Genomic DNA, 13,927 nt, shown 5'->3' with positions numbered 1-13,927 from the left:
AGCCGTTATTTGTTATGTGATGGAGCATCAGCGAAGTCTCTTTGTCCTAGTTACTCTTGTTTATTTATCTTAATGACTAATTTGGCATTTATGCTTTCTCCTCGATTTGTTCGGTACTTTTGTTAGCTGAAACCGTTATCAATGCTGCTTGATTTTTAGAATAAATACTCAATAAATCCATCTATAAATTCAAATTGGCTTATTAACCAATTGCTTTTTAAGGCTTTTTATTGACCTTTATATGTTAACCAAAATTGTTGTTTAGTTGATTTTTTGCCTGTTTGTGAAGGTTTTATTTTATAAAACATTGGATATTTTATAAGCATAATTTATAGCTAATGTTCTCTTGAGTAGTTATTGGGAATGACTGTTCATGAGAATAAAGTGAATAATAATAGCTCAAAAAGGATCAGAGCAAATGCACAACATGATAAATAAAACCAAAGGGATGTTCGTCCTATCGTCAATCACAGTGGCTATGGCTGGTGCTACGTCTGCGTTTGCAGCGTCGCCAATGGGCTTTAATGAAGCCAATCTCCCGACTAAATATATAGTCAAGTTCAAAGAAGATGCACCCGCACCATTCTCAATGGCTCGTTCAGTAGTGGCTCCATCGAAAACGCGTGAAGCGGTATTAGATGAAGTGAAAGCTAGCAAAGTAGAAAAATTGGGTAACCAAGCGCTTTACAGTGTGGAAATGGATGACGGTGATCTGTCGGCACTGCGTGAAAATAGCCAAGTCGAATATGTTGAGGTCGATCCTCCCCGCTACCTATTAAGCGAAACCACGCCTTGGGGCTTTAATGCCGTTAATGCTCAGCTGTTGAGTGATTCCAATGCGGGGAACCGTACTGTGTGTATTATTGATTCAGGTTACGACATCAGTCACAACGACCTGAGTGGCAACCGTGTGCAAGGCACCAACGACAGTGGAACCGGTTCGTGGAGTTCTCCGGGTAACAATAACGCTCACGGTACTCACGTTGCAGGTACCATTGCCGCGATTGCTAACAACGAAGGCGTTAAAGGCGTGATGCCAAACCAGAACGTGAATCTGCATATTGTGAAGGTGTTTAATGAGGCGGGTTGGGGATATTCCTCAAGCTTGGTCAAGGCGATCCAAACTTGTGCGGATAATGGCGCTGATGTCGTTAATATGAGCCTAGGGGGTAGCCAGTCGAGCAGAACGGAACGTAATGCGCTTCAGTCGCTGTATGATAATGGTGTGCTACTTATTGCTGCGGCAGGTAACTCCGGTAATACAGCGCATAGTTACCCAGCATCTTACGATTCTGTGATGTCAGTGGCGGCTGTGGACAACAAAAATCAGCATGCTGCTTTTTCTCAAGCGACAGATCAAGTGGACATCGCAGCGCCAGGGGTTGCAGTGCTCTCAACTGTGACCGTCGGTGAAGGTGTGCTGGCAGATATTACGATTAACGGAGTGAGCAACTTCGATCGCGGTGTCGTTCCGCACAATCGTAAAATCCTGAGAGTCCCGGCTGATGTTAATAATCCATACAAATCCGATCCAATTGCAGGCACCGTTACTGCACCTCTTGCGGCTTGTGATATCTCTTCAGGTAGCTACAACTGTGGTGATATGTCAGGCAAGATCTGTCTGACTGAGCGTATTGAAAATCAAGCCACAGGGGTTCGCCCAGAAATTAACCCAGTTAAGGCGTGTTACAGCGCAGGGGCAAAAGCTGCGATCGTATACAGTAATCAAGCATTGTCTGGTTTACAGAGCCCATTTGTACTTGATGATAACGACGACTATCGTATGGTTTCTGTCACAGTTGACCGCGAATTCGGCCTAGAACTGGCGAATCAGCTTGGTCAGACCGTAACGGTTAAAACCACCAAGGGTGAAGATTACGAGTATTACAATGGTACATCTATGGCGACGCCGCACGTAGCGGGGGTTGCGGGGTTAGTCTGGAGCTACCACCCAACGTGTACAGCGCAACAAATACGCAAAGCACTGACAGCATCGGCAACGGACATCGATTCTGAAGGTCGTGACAACCGCACAGGTTATGGTTTGGTGAATGCGGACGCGGCGAAGACTTACTTGGATTCTGGCTGTAATGGCCCAGTCGATCTAAGTAAAGTGCTTGAGAATGGTGTAGCAAAAACGTCGTTATCTGGCGGAAGCAAATCAAGCACGATTTACACGTTCGAAGTCCCTGCTGGGGCGACTCAAGCTACCTTTAACCTAAGTGGTGGTACTGGGGATGCGGATATGTATGTGCGCTTCAATGGTACGCCTAGTACGGGTACCTATGATTGCCGCTCATGGGAGCAAGGTAACGGTGAAAGTTGTTCACTGAACGTCAGTTCTGCAGGTACCTATGAAGTATTGGTATACGGCTACTCGGCGTACAGTGGTGCATCTCTGGTTGCAACGCATAATGGTGCAGATTCCGGGAACCAAACGCCGTCACGCTTTACTAACTCAGAGACTCTAGTCATTCCAGATGACAACAGCGCGGGTGCTACGAGTTCATTGGATGTATCACGTTCCGGTGATGCGGGTACGGTATCGGTTGAACTGGACATCAGTCATACCTACATTGGTGACCTACGTGTGACGCTAACGTCACCGACGGGTGGTCAGGTGACACTGCATGACAATACGGGTAGTTCGGCCAACAACATCAAGGAGACTTACCAAGCTGATTTCAGTGGTTTTGAATCTAAAGGAACCTGGACATTGAACGCAGTTGATAGCGCTAACCAAGACACGGGTAGCATCAATAGCTGGACACTATCATTTCAATAAGGAGTGAGTATGAAGAAGCAGATATTAAGGTCATTGCCAAGTGCTGGCGCTCTCAGTCTATTAGTCGCGACTTTCTCTGCCATTGCAATGGCTGGGAACCCAGCGTTTCCCCCAGTGGATGATAGGCCTGCACAGGCCGCGGCAGAGCAACCACGATTCTTTGTCAAGTATCATGAAGGCAAAGAACAACAAGCTAGAGAGCTTCTTCATTCGAACGGTATTGACGTTATCGATGTACTCGATAACCAGCAGGTGCTGGTGGTGTCGGCCACTCAGGAGCAAATCGATAAGTTGAGTAATGACAAGCTGATTGATTATGTTGAGCCTGAGCCTATCCGGCGTCTATACTCACAGTAAGCAACGCGCCCCAATGGGGCGCTTTTTTTATGTGTTTTAGAGTAGGGACCTTACATACTGATTACGGTTGTCTGAAATACCTCGTCGGCGACATTCCTGCGCCGCTTTTTGGAAATTTCCCGATTGAATATGCTGGTTAAATTTTACAAACGTATTTTGAAGCTTAGGCTTGCCCAAGCTAAAGATCATATCCAATAGCGCCAACTTAACTTTGTCTGGCAACTGTTCAAAGTTTGTTTTTCCATAGATAGCTCACAGCTCGTTCTCAAAGTTCTCGATGTGCTGCTCCATCATACTAAGCATGGCTTGGTCACTGAGAATCAGACTAGTGTGTCTTTGGTAAAAACCTGCACCATATTTTCGCCCATAGGGAAGCCTCCTTATTTGTGTGAACTCTTGTATCATCTCCGACTTTGTTGCTATTTTCCTTGAAGATGAATGGATAAGCTGTAATTTTTAGCCTGGTGCGTAGTGGCAATTAAATACCCAACCCCTACTGTGACGTTCCCACGGGTATCGAGGTACATATGAGGCACTTTTCCTTCATATTAATCAATTTAACTAAGCGCTTCTGATTCGGCTCGGATTTGTTCTACTGAGTTTGATTTCATTTGCAAGTAGGTCGTTTGGGCTGGCAGAGCAAACTCTGCTTGATTCGCTTTAACAATTTGTTCAATACGCATCAGTAAATCTTGCTGCAATTGCAAGAACTCATTTCTGTCTTTAGTATCAATATGAGCCAATACATCAATGTTTAAACTGTATTTGTCAAAGCCTGAAAAATGGACGCGTAGGGGCGATTCGAGTACATCTGGGTGTGCCAAAAACGCTGTTTTTATTTCATAGGCAATCTGTTCGACTTGAGGCATAGACGTCTCGTATCGCAGACCTATCTGAGTACTAAACGGATAGCGATCTCGACGAGTGAAGTTGACGATTTCCATTTTGACCAAGTCGCCATTCGCAATGGTTATTTGGGTGCGATCTTTCGCTCGAATTCGCGTCGAACGTACGCCTATACGCTCAACAACACCAGAGACTTGGCCAATTTTGCAGTAGTCACCTACAGACAATGATTTGTCCATAAACAGTATCACGCCACCAATCAGGTTTTCCATCGTCGGTCTAATCGCAAGTGCGATAGCCATACCACCGAGGCTTAAGCCAGTGACGATACCGTAGACTGGAACGCCGATACGGCTTAAGCCATAGCCAAAGATCGACACGGCTAAAGCAGAGCCGACCAGAGTCCCTACAATTTGTGTCACGCTTTGGCGTAACTCGGAGGTATTCTCGCTTCGATTGGGTAAAATTGTGCAAGCTCTGTAGCCAACTAGGTAAGCTGACTGAGTCACTAAAAGCCAGATCAATAGCTCACCAGAGACGTTCAAAGTCGACATTAACTTGCCCGTCATATTGATTTCGTGGCTGATCAAATATAAGAAAACGCCAATTCCCACCGCCATTACTACTGGGGTCAATATAGTCCTACCAAGATAGCGATAAACAGCGTAACCGTAAGCAAATAACACTAGGCAGACTATCGCCAATGCGATCCACTGCCATACTGCTTGATCAGAAAACTCTATCATGAACGCATCTGGGAGGGCTTCAATATAACCAAACCAAGCTGGTGGAATCAGTTTCCCTGCACTCAGAGAGTAAAACTGATAAAAGTCATCGACTGCGCCGTTGCGGTTAGGCAAATGTTTGACAAGCTGATAGTTGGAATAGAGCTTATCGACGGTTTGAGCTGAGAATAAGTATTGACCATCGCTTTGTTTTTCAATCACCAATTGAGTGTGAGGCAGCCGCCAATAGGCGATATTTTTTTGATCGGGAATCGATGTAGCTTCAAACTCTGGAAGGCGATCGAGGATCTCTTTCATCAGCATAACGGACTCTAGTGCAACTCGTTGCTTGCTCGATTTTGGGATTTCAGAGAGATCAAAACATTGCATTGCTTTATCGAACAGAGCATACACCGATTGTTTGGCCGCTTCTTTCTCTGTTGTCGGTAAGGAAGGCAGTTCTAACAGGGTTTGGTTGGCTTGCTCGACCAAGTGGATGAAGCTGAGGTAGGTTGCTTGCGGGCTACTCGTGTCCGGTGGAGCCAAAGGAAAACGTTCACTAGCAAGTGTATAAACTGAAGACAAAGACAGACTAAGAACACATAAAACTCTGAATACAGAAATCATCATTGATGCACACCTTACGTATTGATCTACTAGATTATACTAATCTAATTGATATTTGTTTTGTTGCATATTTGAGTCAATGTTCTCACTTTACTTTCAGGAAAAACTGCGCTTTAAGTCCGATAAAGTGGTGGGCAGACTGCTCACTCTTTATTGATATGTCTATAATTTAGGCTGGTGCTACACTTGAACAATGCAAAAGTACGGGGAGTATTCGAGATATGTGGCCATTTGAAAAAAAGACCGAAGAAGCGGAACAAAAGCGTATTCGACAGCAGAATTACCATCTAATTGTCGCCTCCATGAATCAGGCCTTGGTCACGATTGAATTTGATCCTCAAGGGAAGATCAAAACAGCCAGTTCGTTGTTTTTAAAAGCGATGGGTTATCAACTGGAAGAGCTAGTTGGTAAACATCATCGTATTTTTTGTGATAAAAGCTACGTACAGAGCTCTGAATACTCGCGTTTCTGGCAATCTCTGGGACGAGGTGAAGTGAAATCGGGTACTTTCGAACGTTACAGTAAGTCTGGAGATTTGGTCATCATAGAGGCGACCTATTTCCCAGTATTTAACGATACTGGCGCAGTAACTAGTGTAATAAAAATAGCCAGTGACGTGACAGAGAAAGTCAAACAAGCACGAGCCGATAAAGATCTTATTGCGGCACTGCATCAAAATTTCGCGGTGATTGAGTTTCAGCCTGACGGCACGATCATCGATGCAAATAAAAACTTCTTAACTGCTCTTGGCTACTCAATGGAGCAGGTCCAAGGGCAGCACCATCGCATGTTCTGCTTTGATGAGTTTTATCATGAAAATCCTAATTTCTGGCGTGAACTGGCGCAAGGTCGGGCTTTTTCCGGTCGTTTTCTACGCAAGACAAGTTATGGAGAAGAACTGTGGATCCAAGCTTCATATAGCCCAGTTCGCAATGAAAAGGGAGAGGTGTATAAAATTGTTAAATTCGCTTCCGATATTACCGCTGATGTCACTCGTGAAATGGCGATTGCAGAAGCGGCAAACATTGCTTATTCAACAGCGTTGCAAACCTCTCAAGTGGCGCAGAACGGCAATCAGGTACTTCAAGAAACCGTAGGTATTTCACAAAAAATGATGGATAACCTCACGGCATCGATCAGTCAGATTGATGAACTAGCCACGCTGTCTGATGATGTATCCGAAATTGTCAAAACCATTGGCAGTATTGCGGAGCAAACCAATTTGCTGGCACTGAATGCAGCGATTGAGGCTGCGCGGGCTGGTGATCAGGGAAGGGGCTTTGCTGTTGTAGCAGATGAAGTGCGAAAACTGGCTTCAAGAACGTCCGAATCGACGGAAGAAATTACCCAAGTTGTGAATAAGAATATGTCCTTGACCAAAGAAGTCACTCAAGCAATGAACGAGGTTAATTCTGTGGCTCAGGAGGCAAGCGGAAAAATTCAAACGGTTTCAGAAACCATGGATGAAATCTACACTGGCTCAGAAAGTGTCGCCTCTGCGGTGAATAGTTTTAAAAACAGCGAAGCGTGATTACAGTCATCTTGTGAACACTCAATAGAAAGTTTGGCTTGCCTATTGAGTGTTTCTTTCCGTTTGTCGGTTGATCTTCAACGTTACCTCTATTGCCTATTTGAGCAAAACACCTTCCGCAGTCAGCGTCACACTTTGACTCAACCCGCTGTTTTAAATATCACGTCTAATCAGACCATTGGTTAGAATAAGCCCACTTTGGGTTGAAAATACGTTGATAAAAGCGAAATGAAAATATACTGGGTGGGCCTGCTCACTGCCTTATTGAGTTCAACGGGTTACGCTAAAATCGCCCCTATTTCAGAATGGCAATGTAGTATGATGAAAAGTCAAGGGGTGTTGAATGAGGGCGCTCCATTAGGCTGTGATCGACTTTCTAAAGTTGATTTCGACTTTACTCACTTTGATGGGCAAACTCAGCAGGGCAGCATGATAGTGTTCGATGTTGTTGCCCCTTCCGTAGAGCGGATTTTCACCGAGCTACATAAACGTCAGTTTCCGCTTCATTCTGCGCGCTTAATGCGTGAATTTCGAGGCGATGATACTGCTTCTATGGCCGCGAACAACAGCAGTGCTTTCAATGCTCGCTCTATCACTGGCGGGTCTAGTTGGTCGAAACATGCTTATGGTGTCGCCATTGATATCAACCCGGTACAAAACCCGTTTCTAGAATTTGGCTCAGATGGCAAAATCACAGTTAAACCGATTCAATCAGTAGATAACTACATTAACCGAACTCGTTTTCGAGCTCGAAATGAGATCGAACGTCAAGGCATGGCCGAAGAGGTCACAGAGCTTTTCGCATACCACGGGTTCCTTATCTGGGGCGGGGACTGGAATACGCCGATAGACACTCAGCATTTCGAAGTCGGGTCGCGTCAATTTATTGAAAAGCTGGTAAATCAACCTAAACCCGATGCAATGGAAGCATTCAACCAATACGTTGCGTCATATCGCCATTGTTTCGAGCAAAATGAAGCGGAGGGAAGTGAGAAGGCGCGAGCGATGTGTGCGTACAAAACAGTACAAGCGTTTTAATCATCAAGATTGCTGTGATATCAAATACTTGGCTGACTATCGTCATCATGGCTGATTTCTGGTCAGCGACAGCACAGCACACGAGCCTTGTTAAGGCAAACACTGACGAGCTTTGTCATGCGGCGAGCTTTGGTTACTTAGCCGAAAATAGACGTAAAATTGCCTGCCTCTGTTGTATTACCTCTGCTGTTGTCTTGTTCCTAAAGCATCAAAAAAGCCCGCTAGCGGGCTTATCTTAAATCAACATCATTGGCCGATAGCTCAATACACTCGAGCTATCGGAGTCGGTGTCTCAACCGCTACTTATCATGTTGAGTCAGTAGGTCATAGGCATCCTGAGTACGAGCTAAGAGAAGTGAATCGTCCAAATCGTCATCATCACGTAAGTCCGGATCGCTACAGTAAGCATCGACACAATAGAACAAGCTATTGAGGACTTGGTAGACATTCTCGGGCATTGGTCTCGATTCATTCTTGAACATCTCTAGGTATCGTTCCTCAAATTGAGCTCCCGTAAGTTGACCTGATAGGAACCGAGACATCAACAATGTGTAGCTTTTAGAACACTCTATCGAACTCATAGTTTACCTGTATTTAAAACACACTCTAGTTGTTTTGGGTTTAGTTGACCACTACAAACCTGCCGCTCATATGAACGCCAGATATCTTTCGCGTAGTCTTAGGCTACTTCTGATTGCTTTTGTTTTAGATACAAAAAGGGCCAACCCTTTCGAGTTGGCCCTTTCCAAACGTTTGGTGGAGCTGGCGGGAGTTGAACCCGCGTCCAAAAACCATTCATCATTGGTACTACATGCTTAGTCGATCTTTACATTCACCAAATACCTGCGAACCGACACGCCAGTAAGTGACTATCCTGAATTAAATTTCGCCGTTCATCTCTCAGGCGGGAGAATCCGGGCTAGCGCGTTTGGGTTTGATCTCTCGTTGGTCCCCGTCTTACGTGCGGAAGCTAGGGCGAGAGAGCTCTGAGCAGGTTATTAAGCTGCTAGTGCGTAGTTTTCGTCGTTTGCGACTATTTTTTTGCGGCTTTTTACGTGGCCAACCGCCCCACGGCATGCACCTCAGACTGCAAAATTCCTGTCGAATCCTAAATCAGCCCCAAAGTGTTCTTCGCATAGTACCAGAAAAGTGTAACCTGTCTAGACTTGTGCGTTTAAGTGCTCAATATTAGCGCAGTGAACTCTTCATTACGCGCGCTTTTTCTCTCGCCCAATCTTTTTCTTTCAGATCAGTACGTTTATCGTGCAGCTTCTTACCTTTCGCAACACCGATTTTCATCTTCACCCAAGAGCGAGACCAGTAGAGCGAGAGTGCAGCAAGCGTCATACCTTCACGGTTAATTCGACCAAAAAGGTTATCAAGCTCACGGCGGCTCATTAGTAGTTTACGCACACGGGTAGGGTTCGCCACAACGTGTGTCGATGCTTGGTTAAGAGGAGTAATAGTCATGCCACTCACAAAGGCTTCACCATCTCGCATAAACACGTAGCTTTCTGCGATGTTTGCTTTGCCTTGACGAAGTGCTTTAACTTCCCAGCCTTGAAGCTCCATTCCCGCTTCGATTTCATCATCAATGAAATATTCGTGGCGAGCTTTCTTATTGACAGCGATGGTATTGCTACCCGCTTTTTGTTTCGATTTTTTCTTTGCCATAATGGCTGCATTATACGGTTAGGAACTGAGTTAGGAAATCCCTTTATTTGCGCTGAGTGCAAATAAAAGTAAAATTGGTACATGCCTGTCGTTTAGGCGGACGTTTTGAGGAGTCTATATGAAGCAAGTCAGCCGTTCAGCACTGGTATCCTTTAGTGCTGAACAGATGTTTAAGCTGGTAAATGACGTGGCCAGTTATCCTGAGTTTTTACCTGGGTGTTCCGGCTCCCGAGTGATTGAATCCAGTGGTTCTGCCATGGTTGCTTCCGTTGATGTGTCGAAAGCAGGGATCAGTAAAACCTTTACCACATCAAATGAGCTGATCAGTGATGAAGCGATCTTGATGAATTTAGTTGATGGCCCTTTTAAGATATTAAAAGGGGGTGGTTTTTTACTGCCTTAGATGATCAAGCTTGCAAAGTTGAGCTGAAGTTGGAATTCGAATTTTCCAGCAAGATGATTGAAATGGCTTTCGGTAAAATTTTCAACGAACTGACCAGCAATATGGTCAACGCGTTCACTCAGCGCGCGAAACAGGTGTATGCATGCTATGAGTATTGAGTCTGACATGATCCACGTTGAGGTGGTATATGCATTACCTCAAGAACAGCGAGTGTACACTCTGGTTGTGAACAAAACGATGACGGTTGAAGAGATCATCACAGAATCCGGTGTTTTAGAGCAATATCCTGAAATTGACCTTGCAAACAATAAGGTTGGGGTTTTTAGCCGTAACATAAAGCTCGACGCAACGGTTCGAGATAAAGATCGTATCGAGATATATCGTCCATTGTTGGCGGACCCGAAAGAAATTCGTCGTAAGCGAGCCGAGCAAGCCAAAGCAGAAGGTTCTGCTGATCCTGTGACCGGTGGTAAGAAAAACCCGTTGAGGAAGGAAGGTTAAAGAGCGGGAACGGACTTCGTCCTATGGATCGCTCCGCTCCTAGATAACGGGATCGGGCTTCGCCCTTCTGGAGAGCTAGAGTTGATTTCTCAACCAAAGTGGAACAACTTAGTTTTCCAGTTTTCCAGTTTTCCAGTTTTCCAGTTTTCTAGGTCGAAGTCCGTTCCCGCATCCCGTTTCCGTCGCTAGGCATTCCAAACAAAAAGGGTTGACGTAATACGACAACCCTTCAAATCTTCTCCAGCTCTCCAGCTCTCCAGCTCTCCAGCTCTCCAGCTCTCCAGCTTTAGTTAATACTCTCAAAAAAGTCTTTGCTCGGCGGGAAATCTCCAGTGACGTCAACCAACTGCCCTTTATCATTGAAGTTGACGATCAGGTTCTTTTGAATGGAATCCTGATGACCTTCAGTGTGGTGATAAATGTAGTACCAAGTATCAGGGAAGCCGTTTTCAATCAGCATTGGGGAGCCCATCACAAAACGTACCTGTTCTTTGGTCATACCAAATTTAAGTTGATCGACGGCTTGTTGCTCAACATAGTTACCTTGGTTGATGTCGATTCGGTAAACGAGCTTTTCTAATAGGGAGCAGCCAGTCAACAGTGTCATAGAGAGTGGTAAAGCGATTAGCCACTTTTTCAATTGCATACGGATAGATTCTTGTAACGGATATTTCTCAAATTGGCCTGATAATAAACAAGCTGGCCGACAATGTAAAAAGCTCATCTTGTTTTGAACTGTTTCAGACCACGATTTTTGAATTTAGTTGCAAACTCTCACCAAATTTCCACAAGGTCGGAACTTGGGTCTTAAGTTGAGACTAAGCCTTCGATTCTCTCAAGCCGCAATCAATAACTCTTTTGCATTCGCCAAGGTCGACTCTGTAATTTCACTGCCGCCAAGTAATCTGGCTAATTCGGATACGCGCTGTTCGTGATTCAAAGAATGCATCTGAGTTTCTGTTTTGCCAGCTTTGGTTTGTTTGGCTACAAAGAGTTGTTGGTGGCCACAGCCCGCCACTTGAGGCAAGTGAGTCACACAAAGAACTTGCGTTGACTCGCCAAGCTTACGAAGCATTCTACCTACAACAGCAGCCGTGGGTCCGCTGATACCCACATCTACCTCATCAAAGATTAAACTAGGTGTGTCGACTTTTTGTGCCGTGATTACTTGAATGGCTAAAGAAATACGTGATAACTCACCCCCAGAGGCGACTTTGGCAATGGGCTGAATAGGTTGACCAGGGTTGGTTGACACCATAAAACAGACGTTATCCATGCCGAGGGGAGAAGGATGAGTACATTGCTTATCGACTTCGATACAGAATTGCGCTTTTTCCATGCTGAGCTCATGCATACTGGCGGTGATGAGTTTATTGAGCTCTTTAGCGTAGCGACATCGAGACTTGTGAAGTTTCTCTGCTGAGGTCAGGAAAACCTGATAGTTGTTTTCAACAGCTTGCTCTAACTCTTCCAGCTTTTCATCGGAACAATCTAAAGCCTCAATTTGCGACGACAAATCTTGATGATGCTGATATAGCTCATCGGGTAGAACATGATGTTTACGAGCCATCGACATGATTTTTGTGAAGCGTTCTTCAACAAATGCCATACGTGCAGGATCAACATCGATGTTATCGAGGTAACCACGCAGTTCGTTATTGGTCTCCTCTATTTGAATCATGGCTTCTGATAGCATGTTAGGCAACTCTGAGAGAGATTCATCCAATTCAGCGAGCTGGATCAGGGAGCTACTGGCTGATTGGAGAATACCAAGCGCATTAACTTCTTCACCTTCGTAAATAAGCTCGATGGCTTGTTGGCAGGTGGCGGCGAGCTCTCCGCTATTAGACAATCTTTTGTGTTCCTGTTCGAGTTCTTCATATTCATCCTCGCCAAGAGAGAGCTCATTAAGCTCTTTGATTTGGTATTCAAGTAGTTGTTTTTGCGCAAGATTAGCCGCACTATTTTCTTTTAACTGCTTAAGGGTGTTATCGGCCTGACGCCAATTTTGATAGGCATTACGAGTGCCTTTTAAAAGGTTGCTATGGCCTGCATATTGGTCCAGCATGGCCATTTGGTAGTCACTCTTCATGAGTTGATGGTGCGCATGCTGACCATGGATGTTGATCAGTAATTGCCCAAACGTTTTTAGTTGTGAAAGTGGTACCGGGCTGCCATTAATGAAGGCTCTTGAGCGGCCTTCTTTATTGATGATGCGACGCAAGATACAGTCACTGCCTTCCAGCAGATCGTTATCTTCTAGCCAACGCGTTGCGTGAATGTTGTTTTCAAGGGAAAAAGCCGCACTGACTTCGGTTTTTTCTTCCCCTTGGCGTACCATGCTGGCTTCCGCCCGACCACCTAAGCAAAGACCTAAAGCGTCAATTGCAATAGATTTACCCGCACCGGTTTCTCCAGTGATGGTGGTCATGCCGTGAGATAGCTCCAGCTGTAGAGATTTAACAATAGCGAAATTATTAACACTTAGATGAGCCAGCATTTCGTATACCTGTTTAAATGAACAATACTGTATAAGAAAACAGTATATACTGTTTCTTTATACAGTAAAGTGGCAGGTGTGAATTTTTGTGAAGAGGCTCTAAACCTTGTTGGGCGAAAGAAATGTCATTCCATAGACCGAAGAATGAGGGAGTAGGGAATCTCTGTTAGTTTTCGACTTGCTTCGAGAGATCCCCCACTTGTTCGTACCTCACTCTTGAGGATGACGTTACTGACCTCTGTCATTTCATAGACAGAAGAATGAGGGAGTAGGGAATCTCTGTTAGTTTTCTACTCGTTTTGTGAGATCCCCAACTCGTTCGTAACTCACTCTTGAGGATGACGTTACTGACCTCTGTCATTCCATAGACCGAAGAATGAGGGAGTAGGGAATCTCTGTTAGTTTTCTACTCGTTTTGTGAGATCCCCAACTCGTTCGTGCCTCACTCTTGAGGATGACGTGACTGACCTCTGTCATTCCATAGACCGAAGAATGAGGGAGTAGGGAATCTCACAAATGCTCGGCTTAATCGTTCTTTTTTCAACCTTTTTATTCAGAGAACCCATTTATTATTGGTGCAGCATGGGGTTAGGTATAAGGAGTCTATGTGAAACAACCTGCTGTATACATACTGACTAACCAGTCCTGTAGCTGTCTGTACATTGGCGTGACTAGTAACCTCAAAGCGCGGGTATGGCAGCACAAAAATGGCAGGGTGGGTGGATTTAGCAAGCGATATAACATCGACTGTCTAGTTTACTACGAGCTTTTTCTTGATATCACAGACGCGATTTATAGAGAGAAGCAATTGAAAAAGTGGAAGCGAAAATGGAAAGAGAGATTAATCAACGAAACCAATCGTCGTTGGGCTGACTTATACGACTTTCTTTGAGAGATTCCTGACTCTGTCGTTCCTCCATCTCAGGAATGACAGAACGT

Annotated in this window: 11 protein-coding genes, 1 other RNA gene and 1 pseudogene; 7 read left to right on the top strand and 6 right to left on the bottom strand. The window is 44.9% G+C overall.

Translation table 11 applies throughout. The features are described from left to right. Positions 1-418: 418 nt before the first annotated feature. The gene (locus KW548_14960) at positions 419-2,785 is read left to right on the top strand and encodes a S8 family serine peptidase (protein QXX06359.1); all 2,367 of its coding nucleotides are present in this window, start codon (positions 419-421) and stop codon (positions 2,783-2,785) included. A gap of 9 nt (positions 2,786-2,794) precedes the next feature. Continuing rightward, positions 2,795-3,142: an ATPase gene (locus tag KW548_14955; GenBank protein ID QXX06358.1), complete on the top strand. Its 348-nt coding sequence runs from the start codon at positions 2,795-2,797 to the stop codon at positions 3,140-3,142. Positions 3,143-3,699: 557 nt separating this feature from the next. Here the strand turns inward: KW548_14955 and KW548_14950 are convergent. Then, positions 3,700-5,340: a mechanosensitive ion channel family protein gene (locus KW548_14950; protein QXX08086.1), complete on the bottom strand. Its 1,641-nt coding sequence runs from the start codon at positions 5,338-5,340 to the stop codon at positions 3,700-3,702. Between the two features lie 221 nt (positions 5,341-5,561). Between KW548_14950 and KW548_14945 the strand changes: the two genes are divergently transcribed. Both KW548_14945 and KW548_14940 read left to right on the top strand, forming a co-directional pair. Beyond that, on the top strand, positions 5,562-6,872 hold the full coding sequence (locus KW548_14945; protein QXX06357.1) for a PAS domain-containing methyl-accepting chemotaxis protein: 1,311 nt from the start codon (positions 5,562-5,564) through the stop codon (positions 6,870-6,872). 228 nt (positions 6,873-7,100) lie between these two features. Further along, the gene (locus KW548_14940) at positions 7,101-7,910 is read left to right on the top strand and encodes a M15 family metallopeptidase (GenBank protein ID QXX06356.1); all 810 of its coding nucleotides are present in this window, start codon (positions 7,101-7,103) and stop codon (positions 7,908-7,910) included. Between the two features lie 299 nt (positions 7,911-8,209). On the opposite strand, the gene KW548_14935 is transcribed toward KW548_14940, so the two are convergent. The 3 genes from KW548_14935 to smpB all read right to left on the bottom strand — a co-directional run bounded on the left by KW548_14935 (position 8,210) and on the right by smpB (position 9,584). Further along, a complete protein-coding gene (locus KW548_14935) occupies positions 8,210-8,491 on the bottom strand; it encodes a hypothetical protein (protein QXX06355.1) in 282 nt (93 codons plus the stop codon). Between the two features lie 173 nt (positions 8,492-8,664). Beyond that, positions 8,665-9,031: a transfer-messenger RNA gene (gene ssrA, locus KW548_14930) on the bottom strand. A 67-nt stretch (positions 9,032-9,098) separates the two neighbouring features. Beyond that, entirely contained in the window at positions 9,099-9,584 is a 486-nt protein-coding gene (smpB, locus tag KW548_14925) for an SsrA-binding protein SmpB (protein QXX06354.1), read from the bottom strand. A gap of 118 nt (positions 9,585-9,702) precedes the next feature. Between smpB and KW548_14920 the strand changes: the two are divergent. Both KW548_14920 and KW548_14915 read left to right on the top strand, forming a co-directional pair. After that, positions 9,703-10,145, top strand: a pseudogene (locus tag KW548_14920) (SRPBCC family protein). Next, complete coding sequence (locus tag KW548_14915) at positions 10,135-10,488, top strand: RnfH family protein (protein QXX06353.1); 354 nt, start codon at positions 10,135-10,137, stop codon at positions 10,486-10,488. The pseudogene KW548_14920 and the gene KW548_14915 overlap by 11 nt, the downstream one beginning before the upstream one ends. Positions 10,489-10,774: 286 nt before the next feature. Here KW548_14915 and bamE read toward each other — a convergent pair whose 3' ends face one another. Together bamE and recN are read right to left on the bottom strand one after the other, a co-directional pair. Further along, positions 10,775-11,134, bottom strand: coding sequence for an outer membrane protein assembly factor BamE (gene bamE, locus KW548_14910; protein ID QXX06352.1), 360 nt, complete (start codon positions 11,132-11,134; stop codon positions 10,775-10,777). Between the two features lie 189 nt (positions 11,135-11,323). Then, a complete protein-coding gene (gene recN / locus KW548_14905; GenBank protein ID QXX06351.1) occupies positions 11,324-12,988 on the bottom strand; it encodes a DNA repair protein RecN in 1,665 nt (554 codons plus the stop codon). 607 nt (positions 12,989-13,595) lie between these two features. Here recN and KW548_14900 point away from each other — a divergent pair. Next, the gene (locus tag KW548_14900; GenBank protein QXX06350.1) at positions 13,596-13,880 is read left to right on the top strand and encodes a GIY-YIG nuclease family protein; all 285 of its coding nucleotides are present in this window, start codon (positions 13,596-13,598) and stop codon (positions 13,878-13,880) included. Positions 13,881-13,927: the final 47 nt, after the last annotated feature.

It is taken from the genome of Vibrio neptunius, assembly GCA_019339365.1.
Taxonomy (GTDB): Bacteria; Pseudomonadota; Gammaproteobacteria; order Enterobacterales; family Vibrionaceae; genus Vibrio; species Vibrio neptunius.
The sequence above is the reverse complement of the archived record's forward strand: the minus strand, read 5'-3'. Positions and strand labels throughout refer to the sequence as shown.